At 70.9% G+C, this 18,545-nt stretch carries 15 protein-coding genes; 8 read left to right on the top strand and 7 right to left on the bottom strand.

Translation table 11 applies throughout. The features are described from left to right. Window positions 1-71: 71 nt before the first annotated feature. The gene (locus ABH940_RS04920; protein ID WP_370061240.1) at window positions 72-614 is read right to left on the bottom strand and encodes a Pycsar system effector family protein; all 543 of its coding nucleotides are present in this window, start codon (window positions 612-614) and stop codon (window positions 72-74) included. A 293-nt stretch (window positions 615-907) separates the two neighbouring features. Between ABH940_RS04920 and ABH940_RS04915 the strand changes: the two genes are divergently transcribed. Both ABH940_RS04915 and ABH940_RS04910 read left to right on the top strand, forming a co-directional pair. Further along, window positions 908-1,675: a hypothetical protein gene (locus ABH940_RS04915; RefSeq protein ID WP_370061242.1), complete on the top strand. Its 768-nt coding sequence runs from the start codon at window positions 908-910 to the stop codon at window positions 1,673-1,675. Window positions 1,676-1,728: 53 nt separating this feature from the next. Beyond that, the gene (locus ABH940_RS04910) at window positions 1,729-6,912 is read left to right on the top strand and encodes a tetratricopeptide repeat protein (RefSeq protein WP_370104433.1); all 5,184 of its coding nucleotides are present in this window, start codon (window positions 1,729-1,731) and stop codon (window positions 6,910-6,912) included. Between the two features lie 169 nt (window positions 6,913-7,081). Here ABH940_RS04910 and ychF read toward each other — a convergent pair whose 3' ends face one another. Beyond that, window positions 7,082-8,155, bottom strand: coding sequence for a redox-regulated ATPase YchF (gene ychF, locus ABH940_RS04905; protein WP_370104431.1), 1,074 nt, complete (start codon window positions 8,153-8,155; stop codon window positions 7,082-7,084). A gap of 153 nt (window positions 8,156-8,308) precedes the next feature. On the opposite strand from ychF, the gene ABH940_RS04900 reads away from it, so the two are divergent. Beyond that, window positions 8,309-8,818, top strand: a complete 510-nt coding sequence (locus ABH940_RS04900; RefSeq protein WP_370104429.1) for a DUF6542 domain-containing protein — start codon at window positions 8,309-8,311, stop codon at window positions 8,816-8,818. A gap of 26 nt (window positions 8,819-8,844) precedes the next feature. Here the strand turns inward: ABH940_RS04900 and ppgK are convergent, their stop codons facing one another. Further along, window positions 8,845-9,591 (bottom strand): polyphosphate--glucose phosphotransferase, encoded by a 747-nt coding sequence (gene ppgK / locus ABH940_RS04895; protein WP_370061251.1) that lies wholly within the window; start codon window positions 9,589-9,591, stop codon window positions 8,845-8,847. Window positions 9,592-9,628: 37 nt separating this feature from the next. Further along, window positions 9,629-10,606, bottom strand: a complete 978-nt coding sequence (locus ABH940_RS04890; RefSeq protein WP_370061253.1) for a 4-hydroxy-3-methylbut-2-enyl diphosphate reductase — start codon at window positions 10,604-10,606, stop codon at window positions 9,629-9,631. A gap of 148 nt (window positions 10,607-10,754) precedes the next feature. On the opposite strand from ABH940_RS04890, the gene ABH940_RS04885 reads away from it, so the two are divergent. The 4 genes from ABH940_RS04885 to ABH940_RS04870 all read left to right on the top strand — a co-directional run bounded on the left by ABH940_RS04885 (window position 10,755) and on the right by ABH940_RS04870 (window position 14,506). Then, window positions 10,755-12,146, top strand: a complete 1,392-nt coding sequence (locus tag ABH940_RS04885) for an APC family permease (protein WP_370104427.1) — start codon at window positions 10,755-10,757, stop codon at window positions 12,144-12,146. Between the two features lie 54 nt (window positions 12,147-12,200). Then, window positions 12,201-13,421, top strand: coding sequence for an exodeoxyribonuclease VII large subunit (gene xseA, locus ABH940_RS04880; protein WP_370104425.1), 1,221 nt, complete (start codon window positions 12,201-12,203; stop codon window positions 13,419-13,421). Between the two features lie 75 nt (window positions 13,422-13,496). Next, window positions 13,497-13,787, top strand: coding sequence for an exodeoxyribonuclease VII small subunit (locus ABH940_RS04875; RefSeq protein WP_370104423.1), 291 nt, complete (start codon window positions 13,497-13,499; stop codon window positions 13,785-13,787). A gap of 116 nt (window positions 13,788-13,903) precedes the next feature. Beyond that, entirely contained in the window at window positions 13,904-14,506 is a 603-nt protein-coding gene (locus tag ABH940_RS04870; protein ID WP_370104421.1) for a malonic semialdehyde reductase, read from the top strand. 118 nt (window positions 14,507-14,624) lie between these two features. Here ABH940_RS04870 and ABH940_RS04865 read toward each other — a convergent pair whose 3' ends face one another. Further along, the gene (locus ABH940_RS04865; protein WP_370104419.1) at window positions 14,625-15,173 is read right to left on the bottom strand and encodes a DUF4245 domain-containing protein; all 549 of its coding nucleotides are present in this window, start codon (window positions 15,171-15,173) and stop codon (window positions 14,625-14,627) included. A gap of 207 nt (window positions 15,174-15,380) precedes the next feature. On the opposite strand from ABH940_RS04865, the gene glpX reads away from it, so the two are divergent. Further along, complete coding sequence (gene glpX / locus ABH940_RS04860) at window positions 15,381-16,421, top strand: class II fructose-bisphosphatase (protein ID WP_370104417.1); 1,041 nt, start codon at window positions 15,381-15,383, stop codon at window positions 16,419-16,421. A gap of 187 nt (window positions 16,422-16,608) precedes the next feature. Here the strand turns inward: glpX and ABH940_RS04855 are convergent, their stop codons facing one another. Both ABH940_RS04855 and ABH940_RS04850 read right to left on the bottom strand, forming a co-directional pair. Next, window positions 16,609-16,962, bottom strand: coding sequence for a WhiB family transcriptional regulator (locus tag ABH940_RS04855; RefSeq protein ID WP_370061269.1), 354 nt, complete (start codon window positions 16,960-16,962; stop codon window positions 16,609-16,611). Between the two features lie 215 nt (window positions 16,963-17,177). Beyond that, complete coding sequence (locus ABH940_RS04850; protein WP_370061272.1) at window positions 17,178-18,413, bottom strand: serine hydrolase domain-containing protein; 1,236 nt, start codon at window positions 18,411-18,413, stop codon at window positions 17,178-17,180. Window positions 18,414-18,545 lie beyond the last annotated feature (132 nt).

Below are 18,545 nucleotides of genomic sequence, written 5' to 3'. Positions count from 1 at the left end.
CAGCAAGCCGACGGACAACACCCAGGCGTTCCGCACGCGGTTGACGCCGCGTCCGCCCGGTGCCGGTGTCGTCAGACCATCACCCGCAAGAGCACCACTCCCAGTCCCCCGGTCGCGCCCATGACCGCCGTGCACACCACCGCCACCCTCAGCCAGCGGTGCTTGCGTACGGCCACGCGCGCGAGAAACCGTACAGTGTGCGACAGCTCCCGCCGGTCCGCGGACTCGTCCGGCTGCACCCCGTCGGCAGGCAGCACGTCGAGCCCCGCCGCGAGCTGGACGAAGCTGTAGCGGTTGAGGTCGGGATCCCGCAGCAACCGCGGGCTCAAGGCAGCCGCCAGGCTCACCACGCCGCCGACCAGCCCGCAGACGAACAGGGCGAGGAGTACACCGGCGAACACCCCGGCGGCGCCGCCCCGTTCCCAGGCGACCGCGGCCCGCTGACTCCATGCCCCCGCCGTACCGGCTAGCGCCGCCTGCGCTGCTGCCAGAATACCGGCCTTCGTGTCCGCGTGCTGGTGCGTGGCGTGCAGCGCGGTGAACATGTACTGCGCGGGGCGGTCAGCGCTTCCCCGTTCGGTTTCCCTCCGGGCATCGTGTCGCGCGGAGCCCATGGAGACCTCCTTCGTTCGGTGACGGCGCGTTCCGTCCGGTAGGGCAATTAGGCACCGACCTCCCGACTCGAACCAGTCACTTCTGAGGGTTCTCGGCATCACGCATGCGTCAGGATCGACGGCATTCCGTACTTCCACCGGGTTTACTTCGGGGCCGCGGGTGTACGACAGCAGTGTCGGTGCCTGCGGAAGGGGAAGCGGGCGCCGATCTGACGCGGAACAACTCTGCCGGTCATGGCAGATCAGGACGACAAGGGGATCTGCGCCTTGAAGTACGCGGGCCGAGAGGTGTCATGACTGCGAACCATGAGGAAGTACGGGGCGGCCCGGCGGAGTTCGGGCGCCGGCTGCTGCTGGCGGTCGATGCACAGGGCTACGGCGGCCACGATGTGGTGACACAGCATCAGTTCCAGGACGAGATCCGGCGGTTGCTCGATCTGGCCGCTGACACCGCCCGCCTCGACCGCGCGGGGTGGCTCACCCAGGAGGGCGGCGACTCGGTGTTCGCCGTCCTGCCCGAATCAGCATACGAGCCGGCTCTGATCGACCCCTTCATGCGTGAACTGGACGCCGGTCTGCGGGTGTTCAACCAGAACCGGATCCCCCAGGCACGGCTCAGACTGCGGGCAGCCGTCCACTTCGGCCCCGCGGCGCCGGGCGCCAACGGTTTCGTCGGCCCGGCCCCCGTGGAGATCGGCCGGATCCTCGACAGCGCGGCCCTGCGTGCGGCCCTCGCCGAGTCCCCGGAGGCCGCTCTTGCCGTAGGCGTGTCGGCAGTCGTCTTCCACGACGTGGTGAAAGCCGCACACACCACCTTCCGGGAGGCGGAGTTTCGGCGGGTGTCCGTCACGGAGAAGGAGTACCGGGGAGAGGCATGGATCTGGGTGGCGGGGGCCGGTGCCGGACGGCCGGCCCCGGAGGTGCCCCCGCCGGGCGACGCGGTGCAGCCGCAGCCGGCCGCCCGGTTCGTGCAGAACATCACCGGCGGTACGGGCATTCAGTCGGAGAACGCCACGGTGACCATCACGCAGCACCCGGGAACCGTGGGTGATCAGCAGTGACCGGGGTTCCCGGGAGCCCTCGGACACCGGATCCGCAGACGTTCGTTCAGAACGTGGGGCCCAAGGGCTGGGGCGTCCAGAGCCAGAGTGCGACGATCAACGTGTACGGCTCGCGCTTGCCCGCCGTCGAGGATCTTCCCGTGCCGGCCGCCCCCGACCCAGCCTGGCTGATGAGGCAGCCCAGCCGACTGCTGGACGCCCGCAGCCAGATCGTGCCGTTCGTGGGCCGGGAGGCCGAACTGGAACAGCTGCGGCAATGGCGGGACGCCGACGCACCGGCGCTGTCGGTCCTGCTGCTGCACGCTCCCGGTGGACAGGGCAAGACCCGGCTCGCCCTGGAGTTCGCCGAGCGCTCCCGTGGCCGGGCCGGTTCGGACGCGCCTGCCGCGCGGCCGTGGCAGGTCCTGCACGCGGGTTTCCAGGGCGCCTCCCCGGGGCCCTTCCCGCAGGGCAACGGCGCCGCCGCGCCGGGCGACACCGCCGGAGTGCTCCTCGTCGTCGACTACGCCGACCGGTGGGCGCACAGCGAGTTGACCCGCCTGCTGTCCACCACCGTCCTGACCCAGTCGCGGCCCACGCGGGTACTACTGATCGGCCGCACCGTCCGCTGGTTCGCCGCCCTGCGCGCGGAACTCGGCGAGCGCCGCGCCGCTGCCGACGACCTGCTCCTGCCCTCGCTGGCTGGAGACCGGCTGCGGATGTTCACCTCCGCCCGCGACCGCTACGCCGCGAGCGACCTGTACGGCGTGACCGATGCCGCGAGCATCCGGCCGCCCGCCTCCCTCGGCGAGAGCGACTTCGGCCTGCCCCTGAACCTGCAGATGGCCGCGCTGGTCGCGGTCGACGCCCGCAAGCACGGCACGACGCCGTCCCGCTACGAGCCGCACCAGCTGTCGGCATATCTGCTGGACCGCGAACGCCTGGCGTGGCAGCGGCTCGTCGACGCCGGGCGGCACGGGCAGGATTACCGCACCGGGCAGTCCGTCATGGCCAAGACCGTGTTCACCGCCGTCCTCACCGGGGCGGTGGGCCACCGGACCGGAAGGCGGGCCCTGCGCAGACTGGAGCTGCCGGAGCCGCACGACCACCTGCTGGACGATCACCGCTTCTGCTATCCGCCCGCCGACCGTGCCACGGTCCTGGAGCCCCTGTATCCCGACCGGCTCGCGGAGGACTTCCTCGGTCTGCTCACTCCCGGGCACGACATCAGCTCGTACGAACCCGACCCCTGGGCGAACGACGCCCCCGCACTGCTGATCGCGCAGCCCTCCGGGACGTCCGCCGAAGAGGATCTCCGGGCGGTCATCGCTCCCCGTACCGTGACCTTCCTGGCCTCGGCCGCCAGCCGGTGGGCGCATCTCGGCAAGGACGTCCTGTACCCGCTGCTGCGCTGCGATCCCGGTCTCGCGATCGCCGCCGGCAGTTCCGCCCTGACCGCGCTGGCTGCCCTCGCCGACCCGGACGACGCTGGCGACGACGGAGACGGCGGTCTCGACCCGGACCTGCTGGCCGTACTGGAGGCGGTCGAGGCCCGGCTGCCCGAGGGCAGCGACGTCGACCTGGACATCGGCGCCCTCGCGGTTATGGAGGTTCTGATCGCCCACCGCCTGTCCCTGACGACCGACCCCGGCGACCGGGCGGGGCTGTACGCGACGCTGTCGTGGCGCCGCGGCAACGCGGGCCGACACCAGGACGCGATCGCGCCGGGCGAGGAGGCCGTCCGGCTGCGCCGACAGCTCGTCAAGGCTGCCCCCGACCGTCCGGAGGACCCCGAACACCTCGACCTCCTACGCCAGTTGGCGGTCGCGCTGGACGACCTCGCCGGGACGCTGTCCGCTGTGGGTCGCACGGAGGAGGCACTGTTCCTCTCCGAGGAGTCCGTGACGATCTGCCGCCGACTGGTCGCCAGCGACCCAGCCAACCACCTTCCCACCCTGCTGAGGTCCCTGACCGACCTCAGCCACCGGCTCTCCGGGCACGGCCGCACCGAGGAAGCGGCGGCCACCACCCAGGAGGCCCTCTCCCTCTACCGCGACCTGGCCGCCGGCATCCCGGTCAGCCGACGCGGCGGGCTCGCGGCCCAACTGGGCAACCTCGGCGCGAGGCTGCTGGAGATGAACCATGGCGAGGAGGCGCTGGCCGCCAACCGGGAGGCCGTCGGCCTCGCCCGTGAACTGGCCGCAACGAACCCCGGAGCCGAAACCCCCGGCCTGGCCATCGCGCTGGGCAACCTTGGGGGCGCACTGTCGGCGGCGGACCGCACTGAGGAGGCCTTGACGGTCACCCGGGAGGCCGTCGGCCTCTACCGCGACCTGGCCGCCGCGAATCCAGCAGCCCACCAGCCCGGCCTGGCGCTCGCCCTGCACAACCTCACCCTGAGCCTCGCACAGGTGGGGCGCACTCAGGAGGCGCTGGGGTGTGCTGAGGAGGCCGTGGCCATACAACGGCAGCTGGCCGAGACGGACTTCGGCGCCCATCACTTCGACCTCGCCCGGTCGTTGCACCTGCTCGGCGACCGACTCGCCGATCTGGACCGCCAGGAGCAAGCCCGGACCACGTACCGGCAAGCCGCCGAGCTGTACCGACAGTTGATGGTCGCTCATCCCTCCCTCGAGCTTCCCGAGAGCGCGGTGGCCCTGACCCGCAGGGCCTTCGCCCCGCCGGCACCGCCCGAGGAGATCCTGGCGGCGACGGAGCGGGTCGCCGATCTGCACCGCCGCCTGGCTGACGCGGGCCCCGGCACCGACCTCCTCCCCGGGCTGGTCACGGAACTGTCCCAGGCCGCCGAATCCCTGGTCGCACTCGGGAAGTTCAAGGAAGCCGTCACTGCTTTCCGGCGAGCCGCAGCCGTCCGGCTCGAGGCAGGCGACCGGAGCAGCGCCGCGAACCTGCTCAACAACCTTGCCAACACCTTGGAGGGGGCAGGCCGGCTCACGGAGGCGGCCACGGTGGGCGAACGTGCCGCCACCCTCTTCCAAGAGACCGGCGAGCACCACCTGGAGGCCATGGCACTGACCAATCTCAGCCGCACCCTGTCCCGCCTCGACCGAGCCGACGAGGCGGCCGACGCCTCCGGGCGGGCGGCGGCCTCCTACCGGGAAATGGGCGACCGGACCCTCGAAGCCGCGGCCCTGGTCAACCAGAGCTACGCGCTGACTGCGGCAGACCGGCACGAGGAAGTCGTCACCATCAGCCGACGAGCCCTCGCCCTCCTGGAGGAGAACGGCCCCTCTCATGGCGCCTCATCGGGCCCTCCGTGGCACAACCTCGGCCATGCCTTCTTGAAACTGGGGCGGTTCGAGGAGTCCCTGGCTCCCTTGCGGCAGGCCGCCGACATCTACCGGGAGAGGGAGAGTCACGCCCGTGAGGCGGACTCCCTGAGCAGGCTGGGTTTCGCCCTGTACAACCTCGAGCAGCACGAGGAGTCGGCCACCGCCTACGAGCGGGCCGCGGCTCTCCTGCGCGAGACGGGCGACCGCCCTGAGGAAGGCGAGGTACTCGGCCAGCTGGGCGGCGTTCTCGCGCGTCTGCAGCGGGACGAGGAGGCCATCGCTGTCTGCCGACGGGCCGTCGCCCTCCTGCGGGGGGCCGGCTTCCGCAGGGGCGAAGCCGCGGCCCTGGTCAACCTGGGCGGCGTCTGCGCCCACTTGGGCCTGTTCGCGGACGCCGCCGCCGCATGCGGGAGGGCCGCGGCCCTCTTCCGCGAGGAGGGCGATCAGGCTCACGAAGCCGACGCGCTGTCCAACCGCAGCGAGGCCCTGATGAGCGCCGAACGCTACGAGGAGGCCATCCCGGTCTGTGAGCAGACCGCCGCCCTCTACCGCGCCGTGGGCAACCGCTCACGCGAATGCCTCATGCTGCACAGACTGGGCGGCAGCCACCTCGCACTGCGCCGCTACGAGCAGGCCAACAAGGCGTACGAGCGGGAGAGCGAGGTCCGCCGGGAGACCGGCGATCGTGAGGCCGAGGGTGCGGCGCTCCTCGGCGTCGGCGTGACACTCTCGTACCTCAAGCGACCCGAGCAGGCCGTCTTGGTCTGGCAGCAGGCCATCGGTGTCTACCGCGAAGCCGGCGACCGGGGCGGAGAGGCGTCCGCATGGTCGGGCCTCGGCACCGAACTCTCGCAGCTGGAACGTACCGGCGAGGCCATCGCCGCCCGCCGACAGGCCGTAGCGGCGTACCGCGACGCGGGTGATGCCGGCGGCGAAGCCGCAACGTCCACCCACCTCGGCGCCGACCTGCGCACGATGGGCCGACACGCGGAGTCCACCGCCGTCCATGTGCGCGAAGCCGGACTCCACCGGCACCTCGGGGACCTCCCGAGGGAGGGCCGGGCCTGGAGCAACGCGGGCATCGGCCTGGAGCACGAGCAGCACCACGAGGAGGCGGCCTCCTGCTTCTCGCAGGCTGCGGATGCCTTCCGCCAGGCCGGGGACCACGTGGGCCGGGGCAAGGCCCTGCGCCTCCTGGCCGATTGCATGCAGTCGCTGGGGCAGGCCGACGAGTCCTTCGCCGCCTGGCAGGAGTCAGTGGCCTGCTGCCAGGCGGCGGGGGACGAGCGAGAGGAGGCCATCAGCCAGTACGGCTTCGGCCAAGCCCTGTTCACGGCAGCACGCCACGACGCGGCCGTCCCCGCCCTGCGGCGAGCCGCCGACATCCTGGGGCGCCTCGGATTCCCCGCCGCGGAGGCGTCCGCGCTGCTCGACCTCGCCCGCGCTCAACTGGCCCTGAACCGGCCGGAAGAGGCCATCACCCCCCTCACCCGGGCCGCCCCCGCATTCGCCGAAGCCGGCGACTACGGCCGACGGGGCGCGGCGCTGCTCGACCTCGGCAAGGCGCTGGCCACGACGGGCCGGGACGAGCAGGCCTCCGCGGTCGCCTTGAGCTGCGCCGACGTGTACCGCGGGATGCGCAGACCCGATCTCGAACAGCAGGTCCTGTTCCAGATCGGCGTCGACATCGTGCAAGCAGGACGAGCCGAATACACCCTCCCCCTGTTTCGGCGCCTCCATGAGTCCTACGCGGAAAGCGGGGATCCGGTGAAGGAGGCCTGGGGCCTGGTCCTGTGGGCCGGCGCCCTGGTGGACGCCGGGCACTACGCGAAGGCTGTCCCCGCCAACCGGCGGGCCGCCGAGTTCTGCCGCGCGACAGGCAACTCCGCTGCCTTGGAACTGGCCCTGAGCCAACTGAAGAAGGCCGAGCGCGGCCTGCGACGAGGCGATCACCGCCTGCCCTGACCCCATGTCTCAGCAAGGACGGGCTTCGCCGAGTACCGTCTCACGCATCAGCCACGGCAAGCATCCGAAAGTCCCGTCGAACATTCCAGCAGAATTCCACCACTTCCGAACACCAAAAACCCCTCCGACCTGTGCAAACACAAGCCAGAGGGGTCCTCGTTCGAACAGTTCAGACGTTGAAGCGGAACTCCACCACGTCGCCGTCCTGCATGACGTAGTCCTTGCCCTCCATGCGGGCGCGGCCCTTGGCGCGGGCGTCGGCGATGGAGCCGTACTCGACGAGGTCCTCGAAGGAGACGACCTCGGCCTTGATGAAGCCGCGCTGGAAGTCGGTGTGGATCACGCCGGCCGCCTCCGGGGCGGTGGCGCCCTTCTTGATCGTCCAGGCGCGGGCCTCCTTGGGGCCGGCCGTGAGGTAGGTCTGGAGGCCGAGGGTCTCGAAGCCGACGCGGGCGAGGGTGGCCAGGCCGGGCTCGTTCTGGCCCATGGACTGGAGCAGTTCGAGGGCCTCGTCGTCCTCCAGCTCGATCAGCTCGGACTCGATCTTGGCGTTGAGGAAGATGGCCTCCGCCGGGGCGACCAGCGCGCGCTGGGCGTCCTTGAAGTCCTCGTCCGCCAGCTCCGCCTCATCCACGTTGAAGACGTAGAGGAACGGCTTGGCCGTCAGCAGGTGCAGCTCGCGCAGCGGGGCCGGGTCGAGGCGGGCGGCGAAGACGGTCTGGCCGGACTCCAGGACCTTCTGCGCCTCCTCGACGGCGGCCAGCACCGTGGCGGTGTCCTTCTTCAGGCGCGCCTCCTTCTGCAGGCGCGGCAGGACCTTCTCGATGGTCTGCAGGTCGGCCAGGATCAGCTCGGTGTTGATGGTCTCGATGTCGCTCGCGGGCGACACCTTGCCGTCGACGTGGACCACGTCCGGGTCGCTGAAGGCGCGGATGACCTGGCAGATCGCGTCGGCCTCACGGATGTTGGCCAGGAACTTGTTGCCCAGCCCCTCGCCCTCGCTCGCACCGCGCACGATGCCCGCGATGTCGACGAAGTCGACGGTCGCCGGGAGGGTGCGCTGGGACTCGAAGATCTCGGTCAGCTTGTTCAGGCGCGGGTCGGGGACGCCGACGACGCCGACATTGGGCTCGATGGTGGCGAACGGGTAGTTCGCCGCCAGGACGTCGTTCTTGGTCAGGGCGTTGAACAGGGTCGACTTACCGACATTCGGCAGGCCGACGATTCCGATCGAGAGCGACATGTGGCGGAGTCCCGGGTCCAGAGGGGTGAGCGTACAGCCCCCCAGTCTACGGTTCGCCGGGAACACCCCCGAACGGCTCAATCGGGTGACCCCACGGAATTACCGGCGTGTCCGTGCACTTATGTGGCATTAATCCGACCTTACGTTGGTGACGTGGAGTACCGACGCAGCAGCACCCAGCCGGAGCGGAACGTGGCCGTGCCCAAGCCCGCGCGCTCGCCCGAAGCTGCCTCACGCTCGCGCCAGCCGCGCTTCCCGGCGCCGAGCGGCGGTGGGCGAAGCCCGCAGCGGTTGACGGCGGTGGGCTGCGGCGTGCTGGTCCTCGCCGTGACACTGACCGCCGGGGCCCTGGACTCGCTGCTCTTCGGCAGCTCCGGGTGGCTGCTCGGGTTGGCCTACGTGGCGGTCTGCTTCCACGCGTCGGTGCGCGTGCGTTCCACCGACCTGGCGGCGGCGCCGATCAGCGGACCGATCTGCTTCGCGATCGCGCTGTTCTTCTTCGGCAGGGCCGCCGGTGACGGCTGGAGCGGCCATGTGATCGGCCTGGCCGAGTCGCTGGCCCTCGACGCGGGGTGGCTCTTCGCCGGGACGGCGCTCAGCGTCATGATCGCCGTGGCCCGGCACTTCTCGCTGACCCGCGCCCGGCGCAAGGGAGCGCAGTAGGCGCTCCCCCGCACCTCACGGGCGAGTCAGGCGGAGTGCTGCGCCGCCTGCATCGCCGCGCCGATGATCCCCGCGTCGTTCTGCAACTGCGCCGGCACCACCTCGGCGCGCAGCGGCTTGAGCAGCGGCAGGAACTTGTCCGCCTTCCGGCTCACTCCGCCGCCGATGATGATCAGCTTCGGATGGAAGAGCATCTCCACCATCGCGAAGTACTCGTCCAGCCGCTCGGCCCACTGCGCCCAGGTCCAGTCGTGCCTCTCGCGGGCCGCCGAACTTGTGTGCTTCTCCGCGTCCTTGCCGTTGAGCTCCAGGTGGCCGAGCTCGGTGTTCGGCACCAGTGCGCCGTCGACGAAGAGCGCGCTGCCGATCCCGGTACCCAGCGTCAGCATCAGCACCACGCCGTCGCGCCCGCGTCCGGCGCCGTAGCGGACCTCCGCCAGGCCCGCCGCGTCGGCGTCGTTGAGGACGGCGACCGGCAGGCCGCCGAGCCCGTCGCGAAAGAGGGAGGCCGCGTCCGCGTCGATCCAACCCTTGTCGACGTTGGCCGCGGTGAGGGTCCTTCCGTCGACGACGACACCCGGGAAGGTGAGCCCGACCGGGCCCTTCCACTCGAAGTGCTGCACCACCTCGCGCACCGACTCGACCACCGCCGCCGGTTCGGAAGGCTGCGGCGTCAGCACCTTGTGCCGCTCGCTCACCAACGCGCCGCGGTCGAGATCCGCGGGAGCGCCCTTGATGCCGGAACCACCGATGTCCACTCCGAAGACATTCACGCGACCCACGCTACGACGGGCGCTCCCCGCCCGCCCGTTACTCGGGCAGACTGCCCGCCTCCGCGCGCAGGTCGCGGCGCAGCTCCTTGGGGAGCGAGAACTGCAGGTGCTCCTCGACCGAGTGGACCGTCTCGACGTCGCCGAACCCGCGCTCGGCCAGCCACTCCAGCACGCCGGTGACCAGGATCTCCGGCACGGACGCGCCGCTGGTGACACCGACGGTGGACACGCCCGCGAGCCACGCCTCGTCGATCTCGTCGGCGAAGTCGACCAGGTGGGCGTCCTTGGCACCGGCCTCCAGCGAGACCTCGACCAGGCGCACCGAGTTGGAGGAGTTCTTCGAGCCGACGACGATGACCAGGTCGGACTCGGCCGCGATCTGCTTGATGATCACCTGACGGTTCTGCGTGGCGTAGCAGATGTCGTCGCTCGGCGGGCTGGTCAGCAGCGGGAAGCGCTGCTTGAGGGCGTCGACGGTCTGCATCGTCTCGTCGACGGAGAGGGTGGTCTGCGACAGCCAGACGACCTTGGACTCGTCCTTGACCTTGACCTTGGCCGCGTCCTCGGCACCGTCGACCAGGTGGGTGCGCTCGGGCGCCTCACCCATGGTGCCGACGACCTCCTCGTGGCCCTCGTGGCCGATCAGGAGGATGTCGTAGTCCTCCTCGGCGAACCGCACGGCCTCCTTGTGGACCTTGGTCACCAGCGGGCAGGTGGCGTCGATGGTCGCCAACCTGCCGGCCTTGGCCTCGTCGTGGACGGACGGGGCGACTCCGTGCGCGGAGAAGACGACGATGTTGCCCTCGGGCACCTCCTCCGTCTCGTCGACGAAGATCGCGCCCTTCTTCTCCAGGGTCTGCACCACGTACGTGTTGTGGACGATCTGCTTGCGGACGTAGATCGGCGCCCCGTACTGCTCAAGGGCCTTCTCGACGGCGATGACGGCACGGTCGACGCCCGCGCAGTAGCCGCGCGGAGAGGCGAGCAGGACACGGCGTGCAGCAGTTGCAGACATGTGCACCAGCCTACCGGCAGGGCGCTGCGCGACACGGCGTGGAGGGCGGATGCCGAGACCGGTGGTCGCACTGCTTCAGCGGCACCCAGCGGCACCAGCTCTGGCGCGTCCCCTGCGCGGACGCGCTCTCCGCACCGATGATCGGACCATGGACTCCGTCAGGCCCGCCGTCGAGCCGGAACAGCCGTACCCGAACGCCGACGACACCCGGCTCCGCCGCACGCTCGGCTTCCGCGAGCTCGTGGTCTTCGGGATGCTCTTCATGGCGCCGATGGCCCCCGTCGGGATCTTCGGCGTGCTGGACGCCAAGAGCCACGGCGCGGTGGCCACCGTCTACCTCGTGGCGACCGTGGCGATGGCGTTCACCGCGCTCTCGTACGCGTGGATGCTGCGCGTCGTGCCGCAGGCGGGCTCGGTCTACGCCTACGCCCGGGCCGGGCTCGGCAGCGGGGCGGGGTTCGCCGCCGGGTGGATGGCGATGCTGGACTACCTGTTGATCCCCGCCGTCGCCTACGTCTTCTCCGGGATCGCGCTGCACTCGCTCGTCCCCTCCGTCGACCAGTGGATCTGGACGGCGATCGCCGTGGTGGTGACCACCGCGCTCAACCTCTCCGGCGTGCGGATGGCCGCGCAGGTGGGGACGGTCGTACTGCTCTTCGAGCTGGTGGTGCTGGTGGTCTTTGTCGCCGCCGCGACCGAGGCACTGGTCACCGGCAGCCCGCACCGGCCGCTCGGCTCGCCGTTCACCGGGGTCGGCGGCTTCTCGCTCGGCGCGGTGATGTCGGCCGTCTCGGTCGCGGTGCTCTCCTTCCTCGGGTTCGACGCCATCGCCTCGTTCGCCGAGGAGCACGCGGGGCCCTCGGCCAAGGTGGGCAAGGCGGTGCTGTTCTGCCTCGCGCTCGCTGGCGTCCTCTTCATCGCGCAGTCCTACCTCGCCGCGCTGCTGGAACCGGACTCGCCGCAGTACCTGGCGGCCAACCCGGGCGCCCAGGGCAGCGCCTTCTACGACACCGTCGAGTCGGCGATCGGGCACTGGCTGCATCCGCTGGTCGCGGTCAGCAAGGCGATCGGCGCGGCGTTCGCGGCGCTGGCCGGGCAGGCGGCGGCCGGACGGCTGGTCTTCGCGATGGCCAGGGACGGCCGCCTGCCGCGCCCGCTGGGCAAGGTCGACCCGCGCAGCGGCGTACCGCGCGCCGCGCTGCTGGTCACCGCGACGATCACACTGATCGCGGCGGTCTGGTCGGCGTCCCGCTCGGACGGGCTGGACCAGCTCACCTCGGTGGTGAACGTCGGCGCGCTGACGGCGTTCTTCCTGCTGCACGCGTCGGTGATCGCCTGGTACGTGCTGCGCAACGACAGCCGGAGGTGGGTCGTGCACCTGGTGCTGCCGCTGCTCGGCGCGGCGGTGATCGTGTGGGTGCTGGTCGCCGCGACGCACACGGCCCAGATCGTCGGCGCGGTCTGGCTGGCGGTCGGCCTCGGCGTGCTGTTCACGGAGCGGGCGCGGGCGCGAGGGCGTTCAGCATCGCGACAGCGTTGAGCAATGCGGCGGCGGTGAGGGTGGACTGTCGGCGGCTGCCCGTAGGCTCGGTCCATGCCTCTCGAGACCTCGCCCGACGCCCCGATCCCGGTCAGTCGCGTCTCCCAGCTGATCGGCGGCTGGGTCAGCCGCCTCGGCGCGGTGTGGGTCGAGGGCCAGATCACCCAGCTGAGCCGTCGACCGGGTGCCGGTGTCGTCTTTCTGACGCTCCGTGACCCGTCGGCGGACGTCTCGCTCTCGGTCACCTGCTATCGCTCGGTCTTCGACGCGGTCGCCGACCTCGTCCAGGAGGGTTCGCGCGTCGTCGTCCAGGCCAAACCCGAGTGGTACGCGCCGCGTGGCACGTTGTCGCTGCGGGCGACGGAGATCCGGCTGGTCGGCCTCGGCGACCTGCTGGCCCGGCTGGAGCTGCTCAAGCGGAGCCTCGCCGCCGAAGGCCTCTTCGCCGCCGAGCGCAAGCGTCCGCTGCCGTTCCTGCCGCACTGCGTCGGCCTGGTCACGGGCCGGGCCAGCGCGGCCGAGCGGGACGTGCTGCAGAACGCGCGCCGCCGCTGGCCGGCGGTGCGGTTCGAGGTGCGCAACGTGCCGGTACAGGGCGTGCGGGCGGTGCCGGAGGTGGTCACCGCGATCAAGGACCTCGACGAGCATCCCGAGGTGGACGTGATCATCGTCGCCCGTGGCGGCGGCAGCGTGGAGGACCTGCTCCCCTTCTCGGACGAGGCCCTGATCCGGGCGGTGGCCGAGGCGCGCACGCCCGTCGTCAGCGCCATCGGCCACGAGCCGGACCAGCCCCTGCTCGACTTCGTCGCCGACCTGCGCGCCTCGACCCCGACGGACGCGGCCAAGCGCGTCGTCCCCGACGTGCGCGAGGAGTTGGCGCGCGTCCACGCCCTGCGGGACCGGGCGCGGCTGACGATCGAGTCCCGGCTGCGGCACGAGTTCGCCGGGCTGGCGAACGTCCGCAGCCGACCCGTGCTGGCCGCGCCGCACCGGCTGGTCGACGAGCGCGCACACGAGGTCGGCGCGCTGGTCGACCGTGCCCGCCGCACGCTGGGCCACCGGCTCGACCGCGCGGAGACCGAGCTGCACCACACCCTGGCCCGGGTGGTGGCGCTCTCCCCCGCGGCGACGCTGGAGCGCGGGTACGCGGTCCTGCAACGGACGGCGGACGGCGCGGTGGTCCGCGCCCCGGGCGACGTCACCGCAGGCGACACGCTGCGGGCCCGCGTCGCCGAGGGCGAGTTCACCGTGACGGTCGCGGACGAGCAGGGCTGATCCGGCGGCCTGCCGGCGGGCTGCCGGCAGGCCGGTTCCGCACGCGCTGTCGGTTGGATTTCCTAAGCTGGTCGCATGGCGACCAAGCAGGCGAAGCAGGACCTCTCCGCGGACAACGCGATGGGCTACGAGCAGGCCAGGGACGAACTGCTCGACGTGGTGCGCAGGTTGGAGACGGGCGGCGGCACCCTGGAGGAGTCGCTGGCGCTCTGGGAGCGCGGCGAGCAGCTGGCCAAGGTCTGCGAGCGCTGGCTGAACGGCGCCCGGGCCCGCCTCGACGCCGCCCTCGCCGCGGAGGAGGACGCCGAGGCGACGGACGAAGCGGCGAGGGCGGACGACGACACAGCAGAGGACGAGGAGGAGTAACGGACGTCACATCTTCAACCTCTGCTTTGGAAATAGTTGAAGCATCATCTATGTTGGATCTCGAAGACGGCGCGCCCCGAGCCGCCTTCCTTCCAGATCTCCCAGAGGTGTGACTCATGACTGCCGACGCTCTCGTCCTCGACTCCGCCGCCCAGGACCTGCTCTTCCGTGAGGCCCGCACGGCGAACACGTTCTCCGACGAGCCGGTCACCGACGAGCAGGTCCAGGCCATCTACGACCTGGTCAAGTACGGCCCGACCTCGATGAACATGCAGCCGCTGCGTGTCGTCCTGGTCCGCTCGGCCGAGGCTCGCGAGCGCCTGGTGTCGCACATGATGGACGGCAACAAGGAGAAGACCGCCGGCGCCCCGCTGGTCGCCATCCTGGCCACCGACCACGAGTTCCACGAGGAGATGCCGGCCCAGTTCCCGCACTTCCCGCAGGCGAAGGACACCGTCTTCGCCGAGCGCCCGGTGCGTGAGGCGGCCGGCTCCTTCAACGCCTCGCTCCAGGTCGGCTACTTCATCATCGGCGTCCGCGCCGCCGGTCTGGCCGCCGGTCCGATGACGGGCTTCGACGCCGAGGCGATCAACAAGGAGTTCTTCACCGACGGCGAGCACTCCGTGCTGGCCGTGGTCAACATCGGCAAGCCGGGCGAGAACGCCTGGTTCCCGCGTAGCCCGCGCCTCTCCTACGACGAGGTCGTCACCACCGTCTGAGTCGTCACCACCGTCTGACCCGTCTGATCCGTCAGATCAGGACCGCACGCCGGTTCCCCGGAACCAGAAGGCCCCGACCGAGCACCGCCCGGTCGGGGCCTTCTGCGTCTTCCGCAGCTCAGTGGTCGCTGAGCCTGGCGGCGAAGTCGCCGAGCTTGGCGAAGGTCTCGGTGCCGAAGACGACGGTGGTGCCCTTGGCGCCCGGCAGGACCAGCGCCTGGTAGCGGCTGCCCTGGTAGTGCGTCCACGCGACGCCGTTCACGAGGGTCGTGGCCGACTGCTTGACGGCGTCGACGGTGGCGTTCTGCACCACGGTGTTGAGCGGCGCGTTGCTCTGCTCCAGGGCCACGTACTGGGTGGACGGGTCGATGAAGCCCAGCGTCCAGGTGTCCGCGTTCGTACCGTCGTAGTTCACCGAGGTCGCGTTCCAGCCGGACGGCAGGCTGCCCGGGGCCGGGGCGAGCAGCGGGTACGGAGCCGCACGGCGGGCCGAGGGCACCGAGTCCTCGTACTGCACCGGGTGCACTCCGTTGCCGCCGCTGTGCGGGATGAACAGATAGATCACTATGCCCGCCGCCAGCACCGCGGCCAGCGACAACACCATGTCGCGGACGGATTTGGCGGCCATCCCCGGCCGCTTGCGCACAGTCACTGTCTCGGTTGCCACGCATCCATGGTGGCCCATGGCCTGTGGATCACTGTCGGTGGGGGCGGGTTCCGCGCGGCGCGGGCCGGTGGGGGAGGATGGAGGGGCTGTGCGAGGCTGCACTGGCAGGCGCACGTGCCGGGCGCCACAGACATTCGCCCAGGTCGAAGATACGATCGCAGCACCCTCATTCCGGCCGTCGGCGTACAGAGAGGTACGAAAACATCGATGACCGATCAGCATTCGCATCGCCTGCCCTCGTCTCTGGAGGTTGCCCCCGAGGCACCCGACCGCAACCTCGCCCTTGAACTGGTCCGCGTCACCGAAGCAGCCGCCATGGCTGCCGGTCGCTGGGTCGGCAAGGGCGACAAGAACGGAGCGGACGGCGCCGCCGTCCGTGCCATGCGCACCCTCGTCCACACCGTCTCGATGAACGGCGTCGTCGTCATCGGTGAAGGGGAGAAGGACGAGGCTCCCATGCTCTTCAACGGCGAGCGGATCGGCGACGGCACCGGTGCGGAGTGCGACGTCGCCGTGGACCCGATCGACGGGACCACCCTGACGGCGAAGGGCATGCCCAACGCCATCGCCGTGCTCGCTGTCGCCGACCGCGGCACGATGTTCGACCCGAGCGCCGTCTTCTACATGGACAAGCTCGTCGCGGGTCCGGAAGCGGCGGGCCTGGTCGACATCAACGCCCCGGTCGCGCACAACATCCAGGCGGTCGCCCGCGCCAAGGGCACCGCCCCGGAGGACGTCACCGTCGTCCTGCTGGACCGCCCGCGCCACGAGAAGCTGGCGCAGGAGATCCGCGAAGCGGGCGCCCGGATCAAGTTCATCTCCGACGGCGACGTCGCAGGCGCGATCATGGCTGTCCGCGAGGGCACCGGCGTCGACCTGCTGCTCGGCGTCGGCGGGACGCCCGAGGGCATCATCACCGCCTGCGCCATAAAGTGCCTGGGCGGCGTGATCCAGGGCAAGCTCTGGCCGAAGGACGACGCCGAGCGGCAGAAGGCGCTGGACGCCGGGCACGACCTGGACCGTGTGCTGTCGACGGACGACCTGGTCAGCGGCGACAACGTGTTCTTCGTCGCGACCGGAATCACCGACGGCGAGCTGCTCCGCGGCGTGCGCTACCGCTCCGAGACGGCCACGACCAGCTCGCTGGTCATGCGTTCGAAGAGTGGCACGATCCGTCAGATCGACAGCGAGCACAAGCTGTCGAAGCTGCGGGCCTACAGCGCGGTGGACTTCGACCGCGCCAACTGAAGGCCATCGGTTGAGGGCTGCCCACCAGGGCCGCCTGCCGAAGGCCGACCGAAGCGCCCGAGGGGCGCGAGGAACGAGGCGAAACGCCGACGCCGTTCCTCGCGCCCCTCAGCCGTTCCGTCGACCGTTCAGTCGGCCGTCGCGTCGACCGTTCCGTCGGCCGTTGGGTCCCACGAGTCCGGTCGGCTCAGCCCGCGATCCGCAGGTCCTGCTCCTGGTCGTGGCGGCGACGGCGGGCCAGGACGACGCGGCGCTCCGCCGCGGTCAGGCCGCCCCAGACGCCGTAGGGCTCGGGCAGCAGCAGCGCGTGGTCCCGGCACGCCAGCAGCACCGGGCAGCGGGCGCAGACGCGCTTCGCCTGCTCCTCGCGTGCGAGCCGCGCGGCGGTCGGCTCCTTGGAGGGGGCGAAGAACAGACCCGCCTCGTCACGTCGGCAGGCGGCACCCGTGTGCCAGGGGTTGTCCTCCGCATCCGGACCGCCACGCTGTGCGGGGACACGGGGGCGGAGGCCCACCTGACTGGCTTCGATCGGATGCAGCACAGCGCACTCCTGACGACGGGCCGGGGGAGGGTACGCGCTCGCCTGTCGTCAATCGCGGCGAGCCGATGTGCACCGGGATCTACCCCGGTGCGAACCGATTCATGCACCCGCCACACAATCCGATCGCCGGTTCGTCGTACTCACCGGAAGCTGACCAGAATTCCCACGAACCATGACGTCGCGTCATATTCCTGTCCGCTCAAGCACGGACGCGATCAGGCCAGCGGCTGGTTGGGAACCAGCAGGTGGGAGAGTGCGGTGGCGATCGTGTCCGCCTGGTTCACGTTCTGGTTCGTCTTCGGCGAGTTGGTGACCGACACCGCGATCGCGATCCCCTTGTTCGGCAGGTAGGCCTGGATCGCCGCATAACCGGAGAACGACGGGTTCGACAGCACCCATCCGTTCACCACCAGCGTGGACAGCCCGAAGTGGATGGCCTCGGTCTGCGGCATGCAGACCGTCGCCGGGCACTTCTTGGTCGGCTTGCCGAGGCCGACCGTGCCCGGGTTGAGGAGCGTCTTGTAGCCGCGGGCGGACAGCGTCTGTCCCGAACCGATCCCGACGGCCGAGCGGGCCAGGTCGCAGATGTCCTGGGTGATCACGGCGCCCGGCGCGGTGGTCCACGAGGGGTTCCAGAACGTCGACTCCTCGTACTTGCCGCGCTCCGAGGTGAACGCGTGCAGCACCGGCGTCGGGATGTCCGGGGTGTAGCTGTTCGAGGTCGCGTGCAGCTTGAAGGGGCGGTAGATCCGCTGTTCCAGCAGCCGGTCGAGGCGGGTGTGGGTGATCCGCTCCAACGCGGCGCCCATCAGCACGAAATTGAGGTGCGAGTAGCTGAAGTCGGTCCCGGGCTTGTAGAGCAGCTTGTCGCGGAAGCGGAACGGGAAGGCCGCGAGCTCGGCGGGCGTCCACTGCTTGAACGGGTGGGCCTCCAGCTCGGCCAGGAACGTCGGGTCGGTCACGTAGTCGCGGAAGCCGGTGGTGCTGTCGGCGAGCTGCCGCAGCGTGATCTGCTTCGCGTACGGGACGTCCGGGAGCCAGCGCGCGATGGGGTCGTCCAGGCCGACCTTCTTCTCGTCCACCAGCTGGAGCAGGATCGTGCCCATGTAGGCGATGCCCACGGAACCTGTCCGGAAGCGCATGTCCGGGCGGGCCGGCACCTCGGTCATCGACGGCCCGAGCGCGCCGGTCCACACGTCCCGCCCGTGATCGGTCACCCGGACGACGACGGCACGGAGATCCAGGGCGCGCCGCTGCTGCCGGACGAGGTCGAGGACGGCGCGGGCCCGGCCCCGAACGGGGCCGGGCGAGGAGACGCAGTGACCGGCGCGGTCGGACCCGGCGCGGTCGACGGCGGTGGCGGGCGCGGCGGCCCCCGCGAGGAGCGGGGCCTGGGCGAGGATCAGGGTGGAGGCGCAGAGCAGCGCGGTCCGGGTACGGGTATGCGTCATAGCCCACGGTCTGCGCGCCCTCGACGGAAACCCGCGCAGGACACCCGCGCAGCCACCCCGACGGGGGACCGTCCGTAGGCCGTTGGCACCCGCGACTCCCGTCGGGTCAGCGCCCTGGCCGTGTCAGCGCCC

The organism is Streptacidiphilus sp. BW17, from assembly GCF_041262485.1.
Classification (GTDB): Bacteria; Actinomycetota; Actinomycetes; order Streptomycetales; family Streptomycetaceae; genus Streptacidiphilus.
Note: the sequence above shows the minus strand (reverse complement) of the source record. Positions and strands in the feature narration are given on the sequence as shown.